Source organism: Paenibacillus sp. T2-29 (assembly GCF_052921365.1).
This window is the reverse complement of sequence record NZ_JBREVE010000005.1, coordinates 206,818-229,401: the sequence shown is the minus strand read 5'-3', so window position 1 is coordinate 229,401 and position 22,584 is coordinate 206,818. Positions and strand designations below refer to the sequence as shown.

General features: G+C 45.2%; 22 protein-coding genes. 2 read left to right on the top strand and 20 right to left on the bottom strand.

Features of this window, described 5'->3' with window-relative positions:
- Positions 1-30: 30 nt before the first annotated feature.
- The 4 genes from ACU1JV_RS16360 to fumC all read right to left on the bottom strand — a co-directional run bounded on the left by ACU1JV_RS16360 (position 31) and on the right by fumC (position 5,476).
- A complete protein-coding gene (locus tag ACU1JV_RS16360; RefSeq protein ID WP_413986195.1) occupies positions 31-1,035 on the bottom strand; it encodes a stalk domain-containing protein in 1,005 nt (334 codons plus the stop codon).
- Between the two features lie 41 nt (positions 1,036-1,076).
- Positions 1,077-2,198 carry a phosphodiester glycosidase family protein gene (locus ACU1JV_RS16355; protein WP_413986196.1) on the bottom strand — a complete coding sequence of 374 codons (1,122 nt, stop codon included), beginning with the start codon at positions 2,196-2,198 and terminating at the stop codon, positions 1,077-1,079.
- A gap of 221 nt (positions 2,199-2,419) precedes the next feature.
- Positions 2,420-3,886, bottom strand: a complete 1,467-nt coding sequence (locus tag ACU1JV_RS16350) for a potassium/proton antiporter (RefSeq protein ID WP_040103652.1) — start codon at positions 3,884-3,886, stop codon at positions 2,420-2,422.
- A gap of 201 nt (positions 3,887-4,087) precedes the next feature.
- Complete coding sequence (fumC, locus tag ACU1JV_RS16345; protein WP_025678927.1) at positions 4,088-5,476, bottom strand: class II fumarate hydratase; 1,389 nt, start codon at positions 5,474-5,476, stop codon at positions 4,088-4,090.
- 77 nt (positions 5,477-5,553) lie between these two features.
- On the opposite strand from fumC, the gene ACU1JV_RS16340 reads away from it, so the two are divergent.
- On the top strand, positions 5,554-5,652 hold the full coding sequence (locus tag ACU1JV_RS16340) for a DUF3953 domain-containing protein (RefSeq protein WP_413986197.1): 99 nt from the start codon (positions 5,554-5,556) through the stop codon (positions 5,650-5,652).
- Here the strand turns inward: ACU1JV_RS16340 and ACU1JV_RS16335 are convergent.
- From ACU1JV_RS16335 to ACU1JV_RS16315, 5 genes are all read right to left on the bottom strand, one after another.
- Positions 5,645-7,189 (bottom strand): 2-isopropylmalate synthase, encoded by a 1,545-nt coding sequence (locus ACU1JV_RS16335; protein ID WP_058830850.1) that lies wholly within the window; start codon positions 7,187-7,189, stop codon positions 5,645-5,647. The genes ACU1JV_RS16340 and ACU1JV_RS16335 overlap by 8 nt on opposite strands.
- Positions 7,190-7,288: 99 nt before the next feature.
- The gene (locus ACU1JV_RS16330; RefSeq protein ID WP_413986198.1) at positions 7,289-7,999 is read right to left on the bottom strand and encodes a FadR/GntR family transcriptional regulator; all 711 of its coding nucleotides are present in this window, start codon (positions 7,997-7,999) and stop codon (positions 7,289-7,291) included.
- Positions 8,000-8,151: 152 nt separating this feature from the next.
- Positions 8,152-9,171 carry an aldose 1-epimerase gene (locus ACU1JV_RS16325; protein WP_025678930.1) on the bottom strand — a complete coding sequence of 340 codons (1,020 nt, stop codon included), beginning with the start codon at positions 9,169-9,171 and terminating at the stop codon, positions 8,152-8,154.
- Positions 9,172-9,307: 136 nt separating this feature from the next.
- On the bottom strand, positions 9,308-10,111 hold the full coding sequence (locus tag ACU1JV_RS16320) for an MBL fold metallo-hydrolase (RefSeq protein WP_090738981.1): 804 nt from the start codon (positions 10,109-10,111) through the stop codon (positions 9,308-9,310).
- Positions 10,112-10,237: 126 nt separating this feature from the next.
- Complete coding sequence (locus ACU1JV_RS16315) at positions 10,238-10,534, bottom strand: hypothetical protein (protein WP_013371376.1); 297 nt, start codon at positions 10,532-10,534, stop codon at positions 10,238-10,240.
- Positions 10,535-10,697: 163 nt separating this feature from the next.
- On the opposite strand from ACU1JV_RS16315, the gene ACU1JV_RS16310 reads away from it, so the two are divergent.
- The gene (locus ACU1JV_RS16310; protein ID WP_413986199.1) at positions 10,698-11,930 is read left to right on the top strand and encodes an aminopeptidase; all 1,233 of its coding nucleotides are present in this window, start codon (positions 10,698-10,700) and stop codon (positions 11,928-11,930) included.
- Between the two features lie 75 nt (positions 11,931-12,005).
- Here ACU1JV_RS16310 and ACU1JV_RS16305 read toward each other — a convergent pair whose 3' ends face one another.
- From ACU1JV_RS16305 to ACU1JV_RS16255, 11 genes are all read right to left on the bottom strand, one after another.
- Positions 12,006-12,497 carry a hypothetical protein gene (locus ACU1JV_RS16305; protein WP_025678931.1) on the bottom strand — a complete coding sequence of 164 codons (492 nt, stop codon included), beginning with the start codon at positions 12,495-12,497 and terminating at the stop codon, positions 12,006-12,008.
- Between the two features lie 158 nt (positions 12,498-12,655).
- Positions 12,656-13,768, bottom strand: coding sequence for a glycerol dehydrogenase (locus ACU1JV_RS16300; RefSeq protein ID WP_413987572.1), 1,113 nt, complete (start codon positions 13,766-13,768; stop codon positions 12,656-12,658).
- Between the two features lie 36 nt (positions 13,769-13,804).
- Positions 13,805-14,812: a biotin synthase BioB gene (gene bioB, locus ACU1JV_RS16295; RefSeq protein ID WP_413986200.1), complete on the bottom strand. Its 1,008-nt coding sequence runs from the start codon at positions 14,810-14,812 to the stop codon at positions 13,805-13,807.
- A 200-nt stretch (positions 14,813-15,012) separates the two neighbouring features.
- A complete protein-coding gene (locus ACU1JV_RS16290) occupies positions 15,013-16,314 on the bottom strand; it encodes a hemolysin family protein (protein WP_413987573.1) in 1,302 nt (433 codons plus the stop codon).
- A 388-nt stretch (positions 16,315-16,702) separates the two neighbouring features.
- The gene (gene gerQ, locus ACU1JV_RS16285; RefSeq protein ID WP_090738979.1) at positions 16,703-17,176 is read right to left on the bottom strand and encodes a spore coat protein GerQ; all 474 of its coding nucleotides are present in this window, start codon (positions 17,174-17,176) and stop codon (positions 16,703-16,705) included.
- A gap of 62 nt (positions 17,177-17,238) precedes the next feature.
- Entirely contained in the window at positions 17,239-17,661 is a 423-nt protein-coding gene (locus tag ACU1JV_RS16280) for a cell wall hydrolase (protein WP_040103644.1), read from the bottom strand.
- 119 nt (positions 17,662-17,780) lie between these two features.
- Positions 17,781-18,530 (bottom strand): SDR family NAD(P)-dependent oxidoreductase, encoded by a 750-nt coding sequence (locus ACU1JV_RS16275; RefSeq protein ID WP_413986201.1) that lies wholly within the window; start codon positions 18,528-18,530, stop codon positions 17,781-17,783.
- A gap of 134 nt (positions 18,531-18,664) precedes the next feature.
- The gene (locus tag ACU1JV_RS16270) at positions 18,665-19,060 is read right to left on the bottom strand and encodes a DUF2500 domain-containing protein (protein WP_013371386.1); all 396 of its coding nucleotides are present in this window, start codon (positions 19,058-19,060) and stop codon (positions 18,665-18,667) included.
- A gap of 188 nt (positions 19,061-19,248) precedes the next feature.
- Complete coding sequence (locus tag ACU1JV_RS16265) at positions 19,249-19,431, bottom strand: hypothetical protein (RefSeq protein WP_413986202.1); 183 nt, start codon at positions 19,429-19,431, stop codon at positions 19,249-19,251.
- Positions 19,432-19,583: 152 nt separating this feature from the next.
- Positions 19,584-20,834 carry a WD40/YVTN/BNR-like repeat-containing protein gene (locus ACU1JV_RS16260; RefSeq protein ID WP_413986203.1) on the bottom strand — a complete coding sequence of 417 codons (1,251 nt, stop codon included), beginning with the start codon at positions 20,832-20,834 and terminating at the stop codon, positions 19,584-19,586.
- Between the two features lie 164 nt (positions 20,835-20,998).
- The gene (locus ACU1JV_RS16255) at positions 20,999-22,390 is read right to left on the bottom strand and encodes an amino acid permease (protein ID WP_413986204.1); all 1,392 of its coding nucleotides are present in this window, start codon (positions 22,388-22,390) and stop codon (positions 20,999-21,001) included.
- Between the last annotated feature and the right edge of the window lie 194 nt (positions 22,391-22,584).

The following is a 22,584-nucleotide window of genomic DNA, read 5'->3' as shown; positions in this document are numbered from 1 at the left end:
ATACACGCTTTTTTGTAGTAGCTGTTTAACTTATTCCATCGCCTGCTGGGTATCTGTACGCGATTCCCACGGCAGCTTGAAAGTTTTCATGATCTGCTTGGCATTGGCTCGGAGTCCGGTTACCGGATCACCCGTCGTACCCAACAGCTCTTCTTTTTTATCCGTAGTAATACGTCCATAATAAGTAGTGCTGCTGTCTCCCCATCCTGTAGTATACTCATAGATCAGCGGTTTATTAAATTTCGGATAGGTTCCCCACTGATTTTTGGCCTTGTTTTCCAAGAAAAGGTCTAGCGGATCGTATTCCATCGTAAAGGTATTATCAAAAGGAGCTCCCATATACCCTTGATAGGTGACCATCGGAAAATCGTCCTTCACTTCAACCAGACTCAGCACATCCCCGTCCACTGTAAAATACCGTAATGCTTCACCTTGAGGAAACATGTAGACACTAGACAAAAGCTCAGTGTTGGGACGGTGAACTTCTATATAAGGATGAACAGAACGTGTTTCTAAGTGGATTAACGCTTCGCGTGCTGCTACGAGATCCCCCTCATACAATTGTTCTTTTAGTTTACCGTGAATCGGTGGCTGGATCTGAATCTGTGTGTTTGTCTTCTCCAACGTATAACCTAATTCAAGCGACACATCTCTAAGAGGTACATATACATCTTTACCTACAACCTTAAAAATCAGTTGCTGCTGGTTCTTACGTAATTGCTCTTTAAGAATTAAGGGTTCTGCCCACTTTTGCAGCGTAATCTGCTTTTGTTTAGCGTCCCAATGGTAGCTTGCACCCACAGCTTCAGCGTATGGTTTGAGAGGTACCATCAGCTTACCGTCGATCAATAGCGGTTTGATTTTGTTGTTTAAGGGCTGACCGGCTATAACAATCTCTGTTAGCTGTGTTGCTTGAGGTGCTGTGGTTCCCTGTTTAGCCGCTTCGGCGTCTCCTTGGTGCATTGTTGTCAAGAGTAATGGTAGCATCAGCAAGGCGACAAACAATCGCTGAAATCCTGTTCGATCTAGCTTCATTATTAGTCTCCGTTTACTGAATAGACTTGTTCATTCCCGCTCTATTTCTTTTTGGCTGCATCAATGTCCCCAGGTTTCATCCCTGCCCATATGTTCGGGATACTGACGGTCTCTGGATGCTCAAATACGAGAAACGCAGTCGGCAAATACCGTTCACCGTATTCAGAGGAAGGCTTGTTGACAATGGTGTTGTCCTTGACGAGCACGGTTGACGAACCTCCATCCAGATTAGCACCGATAACCGCTCCATGTTTAAGTAAAATATTTTGCATATCATACAAGTTGGCACCGATGCTGTACCCAGGCTGGCGACCGTCGACGGTTACAAAAATAACTGCCCCGTCTGCTCTCTGCCCCATTGCAGTTCGGGGAGCAATTCCCCATCCCTCGCTTGCATTGCGAATCAGACCTTTTCCATTCACGATTAGGCGTGGCTGAAAGGTAACCGCTTCTTGCACATTCATTTTGGACAACTCGGACAACGAATAGTGGCCGGCTATCATTTTTCCCTGTTTATCAATACCTACGATTTGAACAGAGGCATTTTTACCCATATCGTTGTAGTATATCTGACCCTGAGAAATGACAACACCAATCGGTTTAAAGCCATTCCCGTTCCAGTTGGGATCAGCGAATCCACCGCCATTCACCCCAGCAACAGCCCCCAAACGCTCGACCATGCTAGATACATGTTCTCCCCGGCCGACTTTAGCAGGAACCCCGAGCCTAATTTTAGTGGGGTCATGCACCGTCATAACATAGCCATGATAGTTACGACCTGACACCTCTTCCACTTCAACCAACGGCGCTTGTTGTACTTTAGTAGGTATCAGATCAGGCAAGTTGATTGTATGTCTATCCTTCTCTTCACCCATCTCTTCGAACCGGGCCGAATATTCAGCCACTCGTTGCTTCGCCTCTGCTTCGCCGATAAAATATTTCGCCCAGTGACGATGCTGAGTCGTAATCAGCGTGTCTGCAGCCAAATAGCGCATGTCCTTGCCAGAAGGGGTTAAAAACAACCATGCACCACCTCCAATTCCCGCTAACAGGAATACAATAAAAAGTCGCAGCATAAAGCGACCAAATTTTCCTTTCCGTTTCTTTTTCTTATTTTTCTGCCTGCGAGCTGCTGCACGCTGTGGCAAGACTTCCGGTTTCATTCATCATCTCTCCTGTTTGGTGACTTCTATCGTATTTCATCACTATTGCCCATCAAATGATCAGTAACGATAGGCTGCGACATCTAACGACAATATCATAAACTAATTTTGTAGAATGATAGTGTCAATTTTTTAACAGATTCATCCACTCTGAAAAAGAATACAGCAAAAAGCCCTTCACATAAATGTGAAGGGTTGTAACTATAGGGGGGATATCCGATTTACGGAGCAGCCTCCGGTTCGAGCAGCATGAACAGCTCTTTCATCTGCTGTCGCTTGAGTTTGGGACTAAGCACATACAAAGTATCGCCCGGTTCAATCACGGTCGTGCCTCTCGGGGCAATAATTTGCTCGTCCCGAATAATGGCTGTAAATAAGATATCTTCAGGCAGCTGTATATCCTGAATCGCCTTGCCCGCTATCGACATCCCCTTTTGTACCTGAATGTGGTTGATTTCCGAAGTGGTTTTTCCCAGAGAAACTAATTCCAGCAGTGAAGGAGACGATGTCTCGTTAGGGTCCATCAAGCCAAGCTTCACCGCTAGCCACGAGATTGTGGTACCTTGGATAATCGCAGAAGTGAGCACGACGAAAAATACAACATTAAAAAATAAAGGTCCTACATCCATTTCATCCAGTAATGGATAAGTTGCTAGTACAATGGGTACCGCCCCCCGCAGTCCTGCCCAGGATAACAGTGTCTTCTCGCGTACAGAGTACCTGGAAAAAAGCAAGCTTAGGAACACGCCTACTGGACGAGCCACGAGCATGAGGATGAAGGAAAGCGCCAAGCTTTGCCACGCAATGCCCAGCAATTGATCGGGAAAGACCAACAGGCCGAGCAGGACAAACATCATAATCTGCACCATCCAGGCGAAGCCATTGTTAAAATGAATAATGGATCGCTTGTAGGTCAAGTCGGAATTTCCCAATACAATGGCCATGACATAAACCGCCAGCAATCCGCTCGCCTCCAGTAACGATGCCGCCGCATACGTCAATACCGCAAATGCCAATGCCATCACAGGATACAAACCGGATGAATCAAAATTCATTTTATTAATCGCATATACACCTAAGCGTCCGAGTACAAAACCAACGGCTAAACCAAAACCCATTTCCCATAAAAACAACAAGATATGTATCCAAATGGATTGTTCAGGGTGATGTATCAGCTCAATCAATGTTACTGTGAGAAATACAGCCATCGGGTCATTGCTGCCGGATTCCGCTTCAAGCGTCGAGGTAATTCGCTTTTTGATGTTTTTACCTCCTAAAACGGAAAACACTGCTGCCGCATCCGTCGAACCAACAATAGCGCCAAACAGCATGGATTCCATCCAGCTCACCCCTAAAATAAACTTGGCGCAGACGCCAATGACTACAGTCGTAATGATGACTCCTAACGTTGATAATGACAACGCAGGTCGAATTACTGGCTTAACATCTGCAAACTTTGTCTGCATCCCGCCTTCAAACAAGATTACAATGAGCGCAAGAATGCCCACCAGCTGTGTGATAAAGGCATTATCAAAATAAATAAACTGACTGAGCACCATACCTACGGCAATAAACAAAACAAGCGCAGGCATACCGAAACGGCTGGAAAATTTGGTAGTCAGCACACCGACCAGCAGCAAGCCGGACAGCAAAAGCACAATCAAATTAATCACGGTTGTCTGTTCCATACGGCTTCTCCTATCTTGAAAATAAATGTTCATTTTTTCGCCTTCTAACTATATACCCTCAAATCACATAGAATACTAATCTTAAGTAAAAAAAATTATAGGAGAAAATTAAAAAATCCAGCTCATGGTCTGTGCTAAATCGGCACTCCATAAGCTGGTCTGTAATTTTTATAGGTGTTAAGCTGCGACAATTGCCGTACTTTAGGCTTTAGGATGAATCATATGCGCCGGTACAACATATTGGTCAAACTGCTCTTCAGTCAGCAGTCCGCTACGGAGTGCCGCTTCCTTTAGAGACAGTCCTTCCGCATGTGCAAGTTTGGCGATTTTAGCGGCATTTTCATAGCCGATATGTGGATTCAATGCTGTCACCAACATCAGTGAATTATTCAAATTGTGCTCAATCTTAGCGAGATCAGGCTCGATGCCGACGGCACAGTTGTCATTAAAAGCAATGATGGAATCAGCCAGCAGATGAACTGATTGCAAAAAATTGTATATGATTACTGGCTTAAACACATTCAGTTCGAAATTTCCTTGACTTGCTGCAAAGCCGATGGCTGCATCATTACCCATGACTTGCGTAACGACCATCGTTAGTGCTTCACTCTGGGTCGGATTTACCTTACCAGGCATAATGGAGCTACCCGGTTCGTTAGCAGGAATCGTGATTTCGCCCAAGCCGCTCCGTGGACCACTAGCCAACCAGCGAACATCATTGGCGATTTTCATCAAATCTGCAGCTAACGCTTTGATTGCTCCATGTACAGCCACCACTTCATCGTGACTGGTCAGTGCATGAAATTTATTAGGTGCAGAAGTGAACGTTTTACCAGTGAAGCCGGATATTTCCGCAGAGGTTCGGGAACCAAACTCTGGATGAGCATTAATTCCTGTACCCACTGCTGTTCCGCCAATCGCCAGCTCCTTCATATATTGAACCGTATCGACGATCATTCGTTTGCTTTTATCCAGCATGGCATACCAGCCGCTGATTTCCTGACCCAGTGTTAGTGGTGTCGCATCCTGTAAATGGGTTCGGCCAATTTTGATGATATCCTTGAATTGTTCTGACTTCTGTTGAAAAGTCTCTTTCAGCTTATCAATGGCAGGCAACAAACGGTCCTCGACGGCAATAACACCTGCTACATGAAGGGCTGTAGGAAACGTATCATTTGAGCTTTGTGACATATTCACATCGTCATTCGGATGCAGCTTCGCATCTTTTCCCTGTTCTTGAAGCCATTGGCTTCCCAGATGAGCAATCACTTCATTGACATTCATATTGGACTGCGTTCCGCTCCCTGTCTGCCATACAACCAACGGGAAATGGTCATCGACTCGTCCAGCTAAAATTTCGTCCGCTGCATAAATAATGGCGTCCTGCTTTTCCTGAGATAGCTTACCCAACTTATAATTGCTGATCGCCGCACTCTTTTTGAGCACCGCGAACGCCTGAATGACCTCTAATGGCATTTTCTCCGAACCAATCGGGAAATTTTCCTTACTGCGCTGTGTTTGCGCTCCCCACAAACGGTCTGCCGGTACTTTGATTTCGCCCAACGTATCCTTTTCAATGCGGTAGTTCAACTCATTTCCTCCTCTTGGCCTATGTAATTCAGACAAAATATGGTGATCTTCTTTGCCTATTATACATTAAATTTCAAATGTTATCATATATTTTGCAATCGCTTTTTTTTACAATAGGGTTAGAGGAGAGACAGAAGAAAAATTCAGCTATGAGCTTGATTACCAGTCTCAGCTAATCGTGATGTTGCTTTTGGCATGAACTTCTTTTCTGCCCAGTAGCTTGTTTAGTGCGTCGATATAAGCTTTAGCGCTAGCTTCCAAAATATCTGTACTTGTACCTCTTCCCAGTGCTGTGTATTCACCTTGCCTCAAAATAGCGTGGACTTCCCCCAACGCATCTTTGCCGTACGTTACAGACTGGATGGAGTAATCCTCCAATTCCACCACTTCCCCACTGGCCTTGTCTATCGCATTGAAAATCGCATCTACAGAACCATTACCCATCGCTACTTCATCAATCGATGTACCATCTTGCTTATTCAGCCGTATGGAGGCGACTGGGACCGACTGATTACCATAGGACACCTGAATGGAACTTAGCGTGTAAATTTGAGGCGAGGCATTGCGGCTTTCATCCATCAAGACGAGTAAATCTTCATCCAGCACCTGTTTTTTCTTATCCGCCAAGGCTTTGAATTTGCGGAACGCATCCTGAAGCTGTTCCTCTGTCAAAACATCAAAGCCCATGTCCGCCAGCTTTTCCTTAAACGCATGACGTCCCGAATGCTTGCCTAATACAAGTTTACTCGTCTTCAGACCAATGCGCTCAGGGGACACGATCTCATACGTTGTACGCTCCTTCAGCATTCCGTCCTGGTGGATACCGGACTCATGTGCAAATGCATTGGCCCCCACAATAGCCTTGTTTCCTGGTACCGACATCCCCGTACGTTTGCTTACCAGTCGACTGGTGGCATACAGCTCCTCCAAAATCAGACTCGTTTGTGCACCATAGAGATCGGTTCTCGTATCAAGGGCCAGTGCGACCTCCTCGATAGGTGTATTTCCGGCTCGCTCACCGATGCCATTAATGGTACCTTCAAATTGATCTACACCGTTACGGATAGCTGCCAGCGTATTGGCTGTTGCCATGCCAAGATCATCATGACAGTGTGTGCTAAGCTGTATTTTTTCGATACCTGGTACTTGTTGTTTTACGATTCTAAACATTTCTCCAAATTGATCTGGCGAGGCATATCCTACCGTATCCGGCAAATTGACGACTGTCGCCCCAGCGCGAATTGCCATATCTACAACTTCACAAATAAAGTCCAACTCGGTACGACTGGCATCCTCTGCCGAAAATTCTATCTTGCTAAAATACTTGCGTCCATAACGAATGGCAGCGGCAGCGGTCTCTAATACCTTCGCTTTATCCATTCGCAGCTTATGCTGGCGATGAATAGGTGAGGTAGCTAGGAACAAGTGAAGACAAGCGTCCTCCGCCCCCCGTAGAGCTTCTCTGACCGCATCTATATCCTGCTCTTTCGAGCGTGCAAAACCAACCAGTGTTGCTTGGGTGACCTGTTTGGCAATTTTCTGCATGCTGACGATCTCACCAGGTGAGGTTGCCGGAAAGCCAGTCTCAATCCGATCTACGCCTAATTTTTGAAGCTGAAGAGCTATTTCCACCTTTTCTGTGCTAGTTAAGCTAACTCCTGGTGATTGTTCTCCATCTCTTAACGTTGTGTCCAACACCCATATTTTTCGCATACAGATACCACCTTTGGTTTGATTTTAGGAGATGCTCAAAGTAGAAGGTTTAAACATCATTTCATTCATCTGATCATCTGATGTTTAAGATTAAAAAAATTAAGAACTTCCCATATGCTTTTGCAGCTCCAGCTTGGTGCCGTCCAAATGCTGAATACTATACAGTTCTGCAGCTTTGCCATCCTGCTCCAAGATCGCTTCATAAATTTTTTCATGTTGAAGTGTAAAATGATTTTGCATTGCTGGATCGGTAATCAGATTGCTCAGCGCCTTGCGAATAGCCTCTACAAAGCTGCGGTAGACGTCCGTAAGCACCTTATTGCCTGTAGCTGCTGCAACAGCCAAGTGAAAAGTGATATCCGCATCCAAGTACCCATTCATATCTCCAGCGGCCAATGTCGCAGCTCGACGGTCCAGCGCCTCCCGCATCAAGCGTAAATCTTCGTCATTACGACGTAACGCAGCTAATCTGGCAATCTCCAGTTCCAGCACGCTCCGCACTTCATAAACTTCAATAATTTCAGCGCGACTTAGTCGGTAATCCAATGGTTCTTGAGAAGTCGTTGGTTGGCAGACAAAGGTTCCGTGTCCTTGCTTTTTCTCTAATAGACCGCCATGCACCAGTACGCTAACCGCCTCACGAACTGTAGATCGCCCGACTCCAAATAGCTTCATAAGCTCGGGTTCCGTTGGAATCCTAGTGCCCACATTCCATTCACCAGCAGCAATTTTTCGTTGCAGCTGCTCAGCCACTTCATCGGCAATTTGCTTGCGTTTGACGGCTTGAAAAGGCACCATTTCATAATTCATCTGATCATCTCCTGTTTCGTATCATACTATGACACATTCTTTTCTGCAACCTATTTCACCTTCCTTCCCCATTATCTTTTATATAAGACCTTACCAACCGAAAAAGCTTGCATCGTTCATCACGATGCAAGCTTATGAGGATAGAGAATATATTAAGATTTTGTTTTATTCGGAGTAACACAATACAGACGGCTGGTTGTTTCAAAAATATGCCCCGGAGCCAGTGCGATTAACCCGATGTCTTCCGCAGGCAAGTCTGGTCGATTCGGCGCATTGATCATGTTCATTTGCGGTTCAGGACAGATAAATTCCTTGTTCGCTTTGTTGTTCCAGATCATCCAATGCTTATAAGCAGTGCCTACATCGTATACAAGGGTAGCACCTGTCTTACTGTGTGTGAGTTCCATGTAGTTACGTCCATTTTGCGGAGCCGCCGTATAATGATTATCCATAGAGGCAAAATAAGGGCTAACTCCTGTTGTCTTCATCAATTCCTCTTCCGGGGATAACGGTTGGAACTGCCCAGTGGCCAACAATCGATCTGTCAGCTCACGCCGCTCACCGATCGTAACCTTAATCTTGTAATCCTCAGGCGAGCTATCAGGTACAAACGGTACCCGAATGGCTGTGTGAAAGGCAAACAAGTTGGGAATCGGCTGATCCCCCTCGTTATGAATCACATAACGCTGATGCAGGCCGAATTCGTCCAGGCTGTACGTCAGCTTCATTGTAAAGGTGAAGGGTAAATAACGGAACATAGGATGCCCTTCCCTTACATGCTGATTCATTACTACATAACTACCTTGCTCCCCGGAACCGTAGTCCTCAACCTCCCACCGAACGGTGTGTAAAAAGCCGTGCAAATGGTTATGGGTAGCCTCTTCATTAATTGGCAGCTCATATGTAACACCATTCCACAGGAATTTTCCATCCTCATACCGATTCGGAGGGAACAAAAAAGGAATTCCGTAAACGGATGGACTTTGCTTAAAAGCCTCTATGCTCTCAGCATCCGGCTCACGTAGAAAAGAATATCCCGTCTCATTGTCACGAAAAGAAATCAGATTTGCGCCGTTTCCTGGCAGGGCAACCGCTTCATATCGTCCAAATTTAAGACGAATCGCCGGTATTCCATAATAAAGATCACCAATTGCAGTATGCTGTTGTGTCATCAAAAATCCTCCTTGATGAAATGACGATGTTTAATGAAAGCGTTTAGCTTTTGGCTTGACTATACCATGTCCAGCAAAAAAATTCCACGTCAACACAAAAAAACGATGCCCCGCAAGGCATCGTCCTTCACACATATTACACATAGCGTCCCTGTTTGGGTACTGCCATGTGTTCAAAATTCCCAGCCAGCCGTTCCAACTGATCGGTCAGCTCGGTACCTTGCATGAAATGTCCATGCCCTGTAACTGCAATTGCGGGCTTTAAACCAGCTAACATTTTCACTGACCGCTGTGCAGCTTGCCAATCTGTTGTAAAATATGCAGGCGGTCCGTGGATTTCTTTTTCCTGTAAAAGCACAGCCAATGCCGATTCCTGCTTTACCGTGATAAAAGCGTCACCAGCCACCATTAAGCGTCTCTGCTCATGAAAAAGCGATACATGACCAGGTGTATGTCCTGGTGTATGCAGCCACTTCCAACCAGGGGCGCCGGGGATACTGCCATCTCTGGGCAAGGAGGTGATGCGATCATCGAGATCTATAGCATCATTGGGGTACAAAAAGGAAATTCCCGACATCAAACCTCCCCCCACACTAGGGTCAGGTTTTTGATAATCTTTCATTCCCGTCAAATAAGGTAGTTCCAAAGGGTGTGCATAGACAGGCGTACCCCAATGCTGTACCAACTCAATAACCGAACCTACGTGGTCAAAATGACCGTGAGTAAGCACAATAGCAACCGGAGGACCCGTAAACCGTTCCTCAGCCAGGCGTATAATCGAGTCTGTAAATCCTGCCATCCCCGTATCCACCAGCACCCAGGATCGGCTTCCCGGCTCTCCGATAAAACACACATTTACAAACAGCGTCCGTAAGCTCAGGAGATCGGGAGCAGCCTCTTCATTTGCCGTCATTCCTTCGGTGAACAGATGATTTGCCAAAGCTTCACCCTCCTATTCACATGGAATTTCTTGTTATACTCGACCTATAGGCTTCCCCCATGTCAGCAGATTATGCGGACACTGCTAAATATAATCCGCTTGTCACGAAAATAGACCATGTTTACATTACTCAGGTAATTTACTCCATGCCGCATCCAGCAAATAGTCGAAAAGATCATCATTCTCTTCAATCCAGCTATCCATCTGTAGCATTTCTTCCTCCAAGCGCGGCTCCCCAGCAAAATGGAGACTATAATCCCACTCCTTTCCCTTTTTACTGTGGAAGGTAATTTCATATATAGAACTCTGTCCGTCTACTCCAAATACCACTTGACCTAAATATGCACCGTTCTCATCTCTTGTCATTTGTGCCTGTTGAATATGTACTTCTTTCAATTCCTGAGAAGAATTTTGCTCTGTCATTTATTTAACCGCCCTTTCATTTTCACTAAAAAGTACCAAAACTGATTTGTGAACCTTTTCGTTACATTGTACAATATATAAGCTATGTGTGGAATTTGCAAAAAAACTGTGCGAATTACCCTATTCTTATTTGAGGCTTTTTCGTGAAATGGAGGAAAGTTACATGTCAGATTTTCAACAAAAATTGCAGAAATATGCGGAATTAGCCGTTCGAGTGGGCGCGAATGTCCAACCTGGGCAGACACTTATCGTTCATGCGCCAATCTCGTCCGCCGAACTCGTACGACTTATCGTTAAATCAGCGTATACTGTCGGAGCCAAGCTGGTAAAAGTAAAATGGAGTGATGAGACGGTTACCCGATTACAGTATGAACTAGCTCCTGATGAAACTTTTAATATTGCTCCCAAATGGTACGCAGCCGAAATGACTGAAGAAGTGGAAAATGGCGCTGCAGTACTCCATGTCATTGCCGAGAATCCTGATTTGCTTCAAGGGATTCCGTCCAGCAGAATTACCGCTGCCCAGCGTGTGCGATCACATGAATTACGGCAATACCGTGAATACCAAATGGCTGACAAGTTCAGCTGGTCTCTGATTGCTTATCCTTCAGCAGAATGGGCAGCCAAAGTGTTCCCTGATCTGCCAGCTTCCGAGCAAATGGATAAACTGTGGGAAGCCATTTTCAGTACTGTACGTGTGGATCTGGACAACCCTGTGGAGGCGTGGAATGAGCATTTGAAAACTCTTTCCAGCAAAGCTGATATTTTAAACTCCAAACGCTATAAAAAGCTGCATTATCTGGCTCGAGGTACAGACCTCACCATCGAACTTGCAAAAGACCATCTGTGGGTAGCAGCCGAAAGCATCAACCAACAGGGACATAGTTTTGTAGCCAACATGCCTACTGAAGAGGTATTTACTGCTCCACTTAAAACGGGAGTAAACGGTAAAGTCAGCAGCACCAAGCCACTCAGCTACAGCGGCAACATTATCGACAACTTCTCACTGACCTTTGAAAATGGACGTATTGTCGATGTACAGGCCGAAACCGGCTTGGAGACTCTCCAGCATCTCGTAGAAATGGACGAAGGTTCACACTACCTGGGCGAGGTTGCGCTCGTGCCTCACAAGTCACCGATCTCTGACAAAAATATTTTATTCTACAATACATTGTTTGATGAAAATGCCTCGAACCATCTGGCTATCGGTAATGCCTATGCATTCAACCTTAAAGGTGGTAAAGATATGACTCAAGAGCAGTTGGCTGCCAACGGTCTGAACTCCAGTCTGACTCACGTCGACTTTATGATTGGTTCAGGTGAAATGGACATCAACGGCGTTACCGAAGACGGTACTGAGGAACCGATCTTCCGTAAAGGAAATTGGGCGATCTAACACGGCAAAAAAGGCTCTCACCGCTTCATGCGGGAGAGCCTTCTTGCTTCGTCCGTTAGGATATGTTACCTATATTCACAGTGTATTAATCCAATAGTTCGCTGCAAGTCCAAAAACGATTTGTACTATGCTGATGATGAAAAAGACAATAAAGCAGCTTACGACTCTTCGATTAATGGTTTGATGTAAGGATAAAGATGATTTCACATAGAACATACTACCTAATATCCCTAAACACAGACCAAAGACGCCTGCAAATAACCACCCTATAACCAAGCTGACCACTACAAAAGCCCAACTCCAGCCCGGAGCCTTACTTACTGGAACATAAGGTTGATTGGACCCAAGATATATACCGTTTACAGCTAAATCTGCTTTGTTGCCAATGACTACAACATTCAGAGCTTTCTCCTTTAATCTTATTGGAAAATCAATCAAGTTTAAAAATGCGTTCTGGCTTTTCACCTTCTGCTCGCTACCATTCACAATGACTTTTCCACCGTTAAAGCCACGCTTATACTCAATAGTATATTGAGTACCTTGATCTTCCACATTCCATTTTGCCATCGTTAAACTCCTCTCAAAATTTAGGGGAGCCGTAAATATACTCCCGGGATTACCTAATTATGTACCATGAAAATCATACCATAAGCTGCAAGTTAAATAATGGAAAAAGGCCGCTTATTAGCGACCTCTGAATCTACTTTATTAGTATGGGATTAGTTTCAATGTCCAATTTTAGCCTTGTAGGCAACTGAATACTGGTCAGCTGCTAAGATTGCATCAAGCACATCATCCGCTGTAACAGCAAATGGTAAATTGTGAGCTGTTTCGCCTTCTTTGGTAGCAGCCTGAGCTACCCGGTATAAATCCTCTCGTGAGGCTTCATGCAGCTTAATGTCTTCCAGCGTAACAGGCAGGTCCAGTTTTAGATAAAAATCAATATACCGCTCCACCTCAGTTAAAGGTCTTTTTTCCAAGGCAAGCTGTACTAAGGTGCCAAAGGCTACTTTTTGACCATGCGTCAGGTGATGAATGTCTCCTTCGAGTACGGTAAAACCGTTGTGAATGGCATGTGCGCCTGCCAAGCCACCGCTTTCAAAGCCCAAACCGCTTAGCAACGTATTGGCTTCCACCACCGCTTCAAGCGCCGGTGTAACAACTTTGCGTTTCACAGATTCATAAGCTTGTAGTCCGTAATCGAAAAGAACTTCCTCGCACTTGGACGCAATGGCTTCTGCCGCCAACGTTGGCAAACCACCAGCCATAGTGGTAGCACGAGCTTCAATGACTGCGCGGGCTTCAATCCACGTTGCCATAGCATCCGCAATGCCTGAGGAGAGGAACAAAGGCGGTGCTTGAGATATGACTTTCGTGTCAACCAGAATTAAGCTTGGATTTTTACTGAAAAAGGAATACGTATCAAATGCACCCTCATCGGTGTACAAAACAGATAGTGCACTGGTGGGTGCATCTGTAGAGGCAGTCGTTGGAATAATCACAACTGAGGAACCGAGTAGCTCATTAACGGCTTTGGCGGTATCCAACGTTTTACCGCCACCTACACCAATGACAATATCGACCTGGCCGCTTCGTCCCTCATCAGCAATACGGTTTACTTCATTTTTGGATGCTTCCCCTTGAAACTCAACCTTTACCACCGTAATCTCAGCCTGTTCTAGACTTTTGACCACCCGATCGGCTGCAATCTCCCAAACCAGCTTGTCCGCAATAACCAAGGCCGTATGACCTAAAGGCTTAACATATTCACCTGTTTTATCAATCACATTTTTCCCTTGCACATATTTACCTGGACTAATAAATACTTTTTCGCTCATCATTCAACTCTCCCTTCCATGTTTGTACAACCTTTATTATACGGCTGAAAGAGCACACATCTCAATTTCAAAGCCAAGATCTTCTATCATTTGATGATCAGCGGTAACTTCTTGGCCTTCTGTCGTTAAATAATCTCCTACAAAAATCGAATTTGCTGCATAAAGGGATAGCGGTTGTAATGAACGCAGATTTAACTCCCTTCCGCCTGCAACGCGTATTTCCTTGGATGGACAGATGAACCGGAACAGTGCCAACACCTTCAAAGCTTGGATCGGCGAGATCCGCTGTGCTTCTCCTAAAGGGGTTCCGGGGACTGGGTTCAGGAAATTAATCGGAATAGAGTCGGCATCCAACTCTCGTAAGGCATAAGCCATTTGAACGATTTCCTCATTCGTCTCCCCCATACCGATAATAACGCCAGAGCATGGAGACATTCCGTGTGATTGAGCCATTTTCACAGTTTCGACGCGTTGATCATATGTATGTGTGGTTGTAATCGAGGGATAGTTGGCCTTGCTTGTATTTAAATTATGATTGTAACGGTGTACCCCCGCATCTGCCAATCGCCGTGCTTGATCTCCCTTGAGAATCCCCAAGCAAGCGCAAATCTTGAGCGGCATGGTACGAGTAATTTCCTGTACAGCATCAATTACCTGATCCAGCTCCCGATCTGTCGGACCTTTGCCGGAAGCTACAATGCAATATGTCCCTGCTTTTCGTGCTACGGCTTCCCTTGCCCCAGCCAACAGTGATTCCTTGTCCAGCATACTATACTTGCTGACAGGTGCCGTGGAAACGATGGATTGTGAGCAATAACTACAATCCTCCGGGCACAGACCACTTTTGGCGTTCATGATCATATTGAGCTTTACTTTTTTTCCGTAAAAATGATGCCGCACCTGAAATGCAGCTTGCATAATCGGTAATATTTCTGCATCGTCCGCTTCCAGTACCGCCGTACCTTCTTCCAGCGTCAGATAGCTGAAATGGATCGCTTTTTCAGCTAATCGGCCCCAATCTACATCCTTATTGAATAAATTCATACTTCATCCTCCCTCATTTAAATGAACATGTAACCAGATGAGATTTTTAGCGTAAGAAAATCCACTCTATTGTCAACTTAATAATTTGTTATTTGGTTGACAATAACACAGATATCATATCAATTCATATCCTTTATGTAAAGAAGGCAAATTAAAAAGCGACCCCACATCATTAAAGGCCGCTTTCCATATTTATTCCATTATGAGACTCCTGCTTCCTCCACGACGATAGGCTGTTTGATTAGCCGAATACGTGAAATCCGCTTGTTTTCAACTTCTTCCACAATGAACATACATCCTTCAAACACTACAGACTGGCCTGGCTGTGGAGGAATAACCTCTACATGTGAGTACAGCCAGCCTCCTACTGTATCATAATCCTGATGATCAAGATCCAGTCCAAAGCGATCGTTCACTTCATCAATTAATAACATACCGTCAATGGAAAATTCCTCGTCATTAATCTGCTCACAACTCGGACGTTCTTGGTCGAACTCATCCTGAATTTCACCGACGATTTCTTCCATAATATCTTCCAGCGTTACCATACCCGATGTGCCACCGTATTCATCAATCAAAATTGCAATTTGCGTCTTGCTACGCTGCATGCGTTTGAGCAGATCACTAATTTGCGTTGATTCAGGAACAGCAAGAATCGGCCGAATCATCGTACGGGTATCCAGCGTGTTCGCACGTAGAAGATCTTTAATATGGATAAAGCCGATAATATGGTCCTTATCTTCGGCGCAGATTGGATAACGGGTTCTCATGCTTTCCGTCGCAATCGCGAGATTTTCTTCTGTAGACTCATTACTGTATAAACAGATCATCTCCGTGCGCGGAATCATGATTTCCCTGGCGGTCGTGTCGGCAAAATCAAATATATTATCAACAAGCGCCAATTCCGTATTATCAATTAGTCCGCTCTTATTGCTTTCTTTCATCAGAATGCGTATTTCATCCCCCGTATGCGCGGAATCATCGTATTCGGATACCGGCTCCAGACGAAATAAACGCAGCAGGCTGTTCGCCATTCCATTCAACGCCCATATGAATGGATACATCAACTTGTAAAACCAAGTCATCAGCATGGCCGAATACAGCGTAATAGTCTCAGATTTACGAATAGCTATCGTTTTGGGTGCCAATTCACCCAATACAATATGCAGAATCGTAATGACAATAAATGCAATGACCACGGCAGTACCGTGCACGTATACCGCTCCCAAGCCAGCGGCAGTAAATATAGGTTCAATCAAATGTGCGATGGCCGGCTCTCCGATCCATCCCAGTCCCAACGATGCTAGGGTAATACCCAATTGGCAAGCAGACAAATAAGCGTCCAAATTGTGTATCATATTGGCGGCGTATACGGCCTTTTTATTGCCCGCCTCCACCAAGGTTTCTATACGGCTGCCCCTAACCTTCACCATGGCAAATTCCGCAGATACAAAAAATCCATTCAATAATACTAATGCAAAAACAATAAATAAGTTAAACATACTCGGTAAAGGGTCACTCAATATGCTCCCCATCAGCCGTCATTACGGCAGACAGGCGCACCTCCTTCGGATAGTTTCATCATAGACAGAACGATAACACATCATAAGCAGCGTCAACTTCCCAACACATTCACCCCTTCCGGCTTCCCTAAGCCATATTCCGCAAAATGATTAAATCATTTATCAGCTTATATTTAATTATATAACTATACTCTATACAGTCAAACCACAAGCAATGTCAGAAAAATCAATCCCTCTATCATTTAGGTCGGAAAGCTCTCATTTTCGCCTCTTACCACCAAGAAAGCAACTATATTTGAGAAAGAATATAAACAAAATACATCCCCTGCCGTCTGGCAGAGGATGTAAACTCATATATATGAAGGCATCAGCGAACCGGAGATCCGCCCGGGTTCCCGATGACGCCGGGATATTGGTACAACAATGGCTCATCAAAAGTTGCATAATCCAAGTTTAACATCAGCAGAATGGTCCGTTTGCCTGTCGCCGGATCACTAATAATAATGTGGTCCCGACCTGCTGCTTCTAGAATGCCTTTGAATATTTTAGCATTCCATTCCCGGTTATTTTCATAGGTCATATAAAAGGTTCCCGTTTTGCCCAAGTTCAAGCGTAAAATATTCTCGATGTATGATTGCTCGTATTGCGGAGTCTGAACCTGTACCACTGTACCCGTTGGTGTCATAGGGCTGCCACTACTTACTTGAGGTGGAAAGCCAGTCATAGGTTGCATAGGTTGCATAGGTTGCATGGTTCCGACTGGAGCCATCCCTCTTGGCCATTCGGGATATCCATTACCGGAAGCATAAGATACGGGACGGTAAGCTTGCTGTGAAATCATGTAAATTCCTCCTAAGATGGTTTTAATTTAACTTTAATTCTTCAAGCCATTCTGAAAGGTGTCTAATATACATTAGGACAGTCCTGTGCAGTCGGGCTAAAAAAGCAGTGGGCTTTAAAGCGTCCGGTATTGGTCTGGTTATACCAGGTACCCGGGCATTCACCAGTCGGTCTGAAAAACCATAATGCATTGGATGCCGGACGTATTTTTTCTCCATTAATTACACGCTGGGCAAGTCGAATGTCCCGATCACGGGCTTTCTGATAAAAATACCCCTTCTGAGTAGCTTCAAAACCTCCAGGGCTTTGAAACACCATGTCATTCATGAGGCGTATCCCTTGGAAATCCAGGCAATTGGATAAAATTCGGTTCACACCGACATTACCAACCATGAGCATTCCCATCTCACCTTCACCTTCGGCCTCAGCCCGCATCAGCCGGGCGAGGGTCCTCACATCCCCTGAGTTGGTCTTGATTACAGCCACCGCGTCCCCTCCTTGCTTCTCAATCACATACCCTATCCTATGGTACAAATGCCCAATAAGTGACAGTCCAGAAAATAAAAAAATAGCCCCAAGAATGGGACTACTTATTTAGGCTTTTATCATGACTCGTAAACCATCTTACGCGTCATGCCACCATCGACCACCAAATTCGTGCCTGTTACAAAATCATTACCAGGTTGTGTCAAATACAGACAGGCTCGTGCGATGTCTTTTGGGGTCCCTACTCGTCCAGCCGGGTGCTGTTGATGGTCTTCCGCACGCAATTGCTCGTAATCCCCGGTTTCAATCCATCCTGGACTAATACAATTGACCTGAATCCTATCCTTTCCTAGCGATATGGCCATCGCGTGTGTAAGGGCGGCTATGGCTCCTTTGGATGCCGCGTAGGCTTCTGTATCCGGCTCTGACATGAAAGCTCGTGTAGAGGTCATATTAACCACTGAGCCCCCTTCTGCGTTCCGCTTCATTACCTTAGCCGCTTCTCTTGTTGCAATAAAACAGCTGCGTACGTTTGTGTTCAAAATGTCATCCCATTCTGCTTCGGTTAACTCATATGGAGATTTCCATCTAGACACGCCTGCATTGTTAATCAATGTATGAATTGTACCGTATTCTTCTTCCGTGGCACGGATCAGCGCTACAATATCTTCTTCCTTACGCACATCACAAGGGATAAAAATGGCCTGATGACCCTCGTTCCGGACTGCTGCAGCAGCTGCGGCGCCCTCTTCCTCATTGCAGTCAGCAAACACGACTCTGGCACCCTGAGCAGCGTAGGCAAAAGCGACCTCTTTCCCGATACCATGCGCTGCTCCTGTTACAATAACAACTTGTCCTTCAAATGACACGGCTTATTCCTCCTCTGTACTACTCTGTTTTAGTATATATGTACCAAAATGTGCCGTACAAGAAACATTTACAGCCCCCTACCCTGACTCCTCGCAGAAGGCTGTAAATGAGCATGAATGTTTTTGACTGAATCCTACATTTTAACTTGCTCCAAGCTATAGCGATTAAGACGCTGAAATCCAATATACCTTGTACCTTGAAAAGTAAGCCGTCCCTCATCCCCTTCAGCACATTGACCATATTCTTCCCCAGATACCTTGAACTCCATCCGGTCGCCACTCTCCACCTCAAAGGTTACATAATAGAAGGTATAGGTACGAGTGCCTTGTTCCTCCTGGCGCCTCTGTTGGAGATGTGTCCTTCTGGCCGTAATGCGGGAACCCACCGTCAACACAGGCTGCCGCTTGTTCCGGCTCCATTCCATGACTTCCCTGCCCGCAGACAACACGACAATACCCAACACAACTACGAAAAATACGGGCAATACCGTACCCAGCCAATCGAACATCCATAATGACTCAAATCCCATGCACCGCACTCCTCTCCGCCAGGCATTCCACAGAGAAACCACCGGGCATCCTGACCTGCCACAAGCCTTCTATAACAGTATATGTATGTTGCTGCCCAAATTTGATAGTAACCCTCAAGAACGCCAAGAGCCTCCACGGATTAATCCGGGAGGCTCAAGATATGGCGATATCAGAATAGCTCATCGATTTACACATGTACAAGCTGGAGATAACGTTGTGTTTCATCCAGAACTTCATGTTCTTCTTCCTTGGCGTAACGCTCTGCGCATTGCTTGCAGTCCTCTTCAGTCGTGCAACCGTAGGCATCTTGACAAGTGTAGCAAAATTGAAGGTAGTATTGGGTTAACATATGATCCTGATTCGCTCTCATGATTATCACTCCTATCGTTGTTTACAGGTTTAGTATAACAGTGGCTCATTTGTTGGTTTGTGATTTTTTTCACATGTTATCGTATAAAATTTAAATTTTTTAAAAATAAAACGCCCTGGGAAGACATCCCAGGGCAATCACCTTTATCGTGATTATAAAATTCTCCAGTTTGCACCACCGTCCGTTGTTTTTAACAGCAGTGATTTCTTGTCGTCTAGTCGTTCCAAAAGCAGCCAACCTACCGATGAAGAAGCAAAACGCAGCTTGACTGATCGTGGATAGTCTTTTAGCTTCGAAGGCAGCACCTTGTTGCCTCTGAGACTTGTCCACGTCTTTCCTCCATCCATTGTACGGCTCATTCCGTTTACGGTTACAACCCACCCTTCTTTATCGCTTAGAAAGGTACGCCCAGGAGTTATAGAAGTATTATTGCTACTCAGACCCAATGGCACATCATTCCATTGTGTTCCTGTATTATTCGTAAATAGCCCGTTATATTTTGTACCGTTATCCCCGTAGCAGAGAACCGGAATCCAATATGAAGAACTGTTACCTTCAAGAGACTGCTGAGCTTCTGCCTTAGCCTGAGGGCAACCCTGCATGCTGTTAGCGACCGGAGTCCACGTTTTCCCTAGATTCGAAGTTTTATACAACTTCACCCTGCTGTCCACATTAATCGCCACAAAACCCTGATCGTTGGAAGAAAAGCTCATTCCCGCCACACTGCCCTGATCGGGTAAACCTGAGCCTGACTTGTTGGATGTCATACCAGAACTTTGTGCAACTTTATTCCACGTGGCCCCTCCGTCGGTGGTGTGATACAACATTTTTTGTTGATCCTGCTCATTCAGTTTTATATAAGCCATGATCCAGCCTGTAGTTGGATTTACATATTGAATCGAGCTTACATGGTCTCCGCTTGGTAGCGCTGATACATCCCAGCTCTGTCCTCCATCTGACGTTCTTAGAATGACCGTTGCTGTTTGGTCCAGATTTTGACGGACAACCCAACCGTGACGGGAATCTGTGAAGCTGATATCCTTGCCATATTCAAGCTTGTCTTGAAATTGAACATTTTCGGAGGGAGAAATATTATTCCATGTTTTCCCACCATCATGGGTATCATAAAGGCGCAGCTCATTATGGGTAACTCCCCAAACCAACCCTTTATTGTTATCGATTAAATGAAAATCCGCGATTCGTGTTTGTACAACATATTTGGCGTTTGGATCACCCGCCTTCGGGGTCACCGGCGGATTAATAGTTATCGTCTGTCCCTGGTCATCTGGTTCCTCAATCGAAGGTTTAGTTACAGTTTTTGGGGTTTCAGCAGAACAGGCAGTTAGCAAAATACCCGTCAACAGCATTACTCCTCCCAAGAGCGCACGCCAGCGCAGTTTCATATCAAAATCCTCCCTCGATGGCATGCGGTAATCACGTGCCAAAAGCTTATCTGAAACAGAATTATACCATAAACACCCCTATGTGACACTTTTCGCGTAATGACAAAAAAAACCGGTTCCTTCACAAAAGTGAAGGATACCGGCTTTTTTTATACTAATATTGTTCAGGATTTATGGTTCAACAAACTTTTGTGATATCCATAGAAGAAATAAATCAGTAATCCAAGCAGTAGCCACACGATAAATCCGATCCAGGTGCTGATATGAAGCTGAAGCATCAGACCGATGCAAACCAAAGCACTCAGTAGGGGAAGGAACGGAACCCATGGTACGGTAAACCCTCTTTTCAAATCCGGGCGTGTCTTGCGCAGAACGATGACCCCGACCGAGACTACAGCAAAAGCGAACAGAGTTCCAATACTCGTCAGATTGGTCAGTGCATGCAACGGGAACAAGCCGCTAGCCAATGCGATAATGCTACCCACCAGCCATGTACTTCGAATTGGTGTTTGGGTTTTGGTATTTATTTTAGATAAAAAAACGGGTAAAAGGCCATCACGTGACATGGAAAAAATTAATCGTGTCTGGCCGTACAACAGAACCAGTAAAACGGTCGTCATCCCTGCAATCGCACCGACTGAAATTAATCCAGCTACGAAATCCTGATGAATAAAGCGGAGAGCAAACGCAACCGGATCACTAACGCCCAACTGCGTATAAGGTACCATCCCCGTTAGCACAACTGAAACGGCAATATACAATATCGTGCAGATCGCTAGAGAAGAGATAATCCCGATGGGCATGTTACGCTGCGGATTGCGTACCTCTTCGGCTGCAGTTGAGATAGCATCGAAACCCAGATAAGCGAAAAATACGATTGCCGCAGCACTCAATACACCAGAAAATCCATAAGGCAAAAATGGTGTCCAGTTGGCAGGCTTAACATAAAAGATTCCAATCGCAATGAATAACAGTACAACCCCAACTTTGACACAAACCATAATGAAATTGAATCGGACCGTTTCCTTGGCTCCGAGACTTAGCAACAGTGTGATGAGCATGATGATGCATACCGCTGGCAGATCAATAATGGTCCCCTTGGTCGAATCAAAGGCTGCGGTTAAAGCTAACGGTAGATGTATATCAAATCCGGCCAGCAAGCCTTGAAAGTAAGCAGACCAGCCACTACTCACAGAGGCGGCCGCTACTCCATATTCCAGAATCAAGTCCCAACCCAGTACCCAGGCCAGAACTTCTCCAAAAACAATATAACTATATGCATAAGCGCTCCCAGCCGCGGGAACTGTAGATGAAAGCTCTGCATAGCACAAGGCTGCCAATACGCAGGCAATCCCTGCAATAACAAAAGAAAGCATCAAGCCGGGACCTGCATTTTCTGCTGCTGCCTTGCCAGTAATAACAAAAATCCCTGTCCCGATGATGCATCCTACTCCTAGCATGGTGAGATCAAAAGGCCCCATTGTTCTCTTTAAGTGACCTGTAGATCCGCTTTCCTCGTGCGAGAGCAGTCCTGTTTTTTTTCGAAATAAGTCCATATTCCTAATCCTCTTTCCATAATTTCTTACGTCAATATCGGTGCTGCAACGCTTTAGTGCGTGTTCTTATCATTCGATTAATTATTAGCGAGCTCGCCTTTGAAGTCAAGGAAAAATGTCATATTTCTTTGCGGTGGGTTAGTATATAGGGTACACTAAGTTGGAAAGATAAATTTTTAAGTAATATCCTAAAA

What these genes read in the sequence shown, in the direction of transcription:
- ACU1JV_RS16315 (WP_013371376.1), bottom strand. Translation starts at nt 10,534, where the DNA reads ATGACAGAGCAAAATTCTTCTCAGGAATTGAAAGAAGTACATATTCAA.
- ACU1JV_RS16270 (WP_013371386.1), bottom strand. Translation starts at nt 19,060, where the DNA reads ATGGGATTTGAGTCATTATGGATGTTCGATTGGCTGGGTACGGTATTG.
- ACU1JV_RS16325 (WP_025678930.1), bottom strand. Translation starts at nt 9,171, where the DNA reads ATGACACAACAGCATACTGCAATTGGTGATCTTTATTATGGAATACCG.
- ACU1JV_RS16330 (WP_413986198.1), bottom strand. Translation starts at nt 7,999, where the DNA reads ATGAATTATGAAATGGTGCCTTTTCAAGCCGTCAAACGCAAGCAAATT.
- ACU1JV_RS16265 (WP_413986202.1), bottom strand. Translation starts at nt 19,431, where the DNA reads ATGAGAGCGAATCAGGATCATATGTTAACCCAATACTACCTTCAATTT.
- bioB (WP_413986200.1), bottom strand. Translation starts at nt 14,812, where the DNA reads ATGAATTTATTCAATAAGGATGTAGATTGGGGCCGATTAGCTGAAAAA.
- ACU1JV_RS16300 (WP_413987572.1), bottom strand. Translation starts at nt 13,768, where the DNA reads ATGAGCGAAAAAGTATTTATTAGTCCAGGTAAATATGTGCAAGGGAAA.
- ACU1JV_RS16335 (WP_058830850.1), bottom strand. Translation starts at nt 7,189, where the DNA reads ATGCGAAAAATATGGGTGTTGGACACAACGTTAAGAGATGGAGAACAA.
- gerQ (WP_090738979.1), bottom strand. Translation starts at nt 17,176, where the DNA reads ATGATTTCACAGCAAGCTTACCGTCCCGTATCTTATGCTTCCGGTAAT.
- ACU1JV_RS16310 (WP_413986199.1), top strand. Translation starts at nt 10,698, where the DNA reads ATGTCAGATTTTCAACAAAAATTGCAGAAATATGCGGAATTAGCCGTT.
- ACU1JV_RS16260 (WP_413986203.1), bottom strand. Translation starts at nt 20,834, where the DNA reads ATGAAACTGCGCTGGCGTGCGCTCTTGGGAGGAGTAATGCTGTTGACG.
- ACU1JV_RS16350 (WP_040103652.1), bottom strand. Translation starts at nt 3,886, where the DNA reads ATGGAACAGACAACCGTGATTAATTTGATTGTGCTTTTGCTGTCCGGC.
- ACU1JV_RS16355 (WP_413986196.1), bottom strand. Translation starts at nt 2,198, where the DNA reads ATGAAACCGGAAGTCTTGCCACAGCGTGCAGCAGCTCGCAGGCAGAAA.
- ACU1JV_RS16290 (WP_413987573.1), bottom strand. Translation starts at nt 16,314, where the DNA reads ATGTTTAACTTATTTATTGTTTTTGCATTAGTATTATTGAATGGATTT.
- ACU1JV_RS16340 (WP_413986197.1), top strand. Translation starts at nt 5,554, where the DNA reads ATGTTATCATATATTTTGCAATCGCTTTTTTTTACAATAGGGTTAGAG.
- ACU1JV_RS16305 (WP_025678931.1), bottom strand. Translation starts at nt 12,497, where the DNA reads ATGGCAAAATGGAATGTGGAAGATCAAGGTACTCAATATACTATTGAG.
- ACU1JV_RS16255 (WP_413986204.1), bottom strand. Translation starts at nt 22,390, where the DNA reads ATGGACTTATTTCGAAAAAAAACAGGACTGCTCTCGCACGAGGAAAGC.
- ACU1JV_RS16360 (WP_413986195.1), bottom strand. Translation starts at nt 1,035, where the DNA reads ATGAAGCTAGATCGAACAGGATTTCAGCGATTGTTTGTCGCCTTGCTG.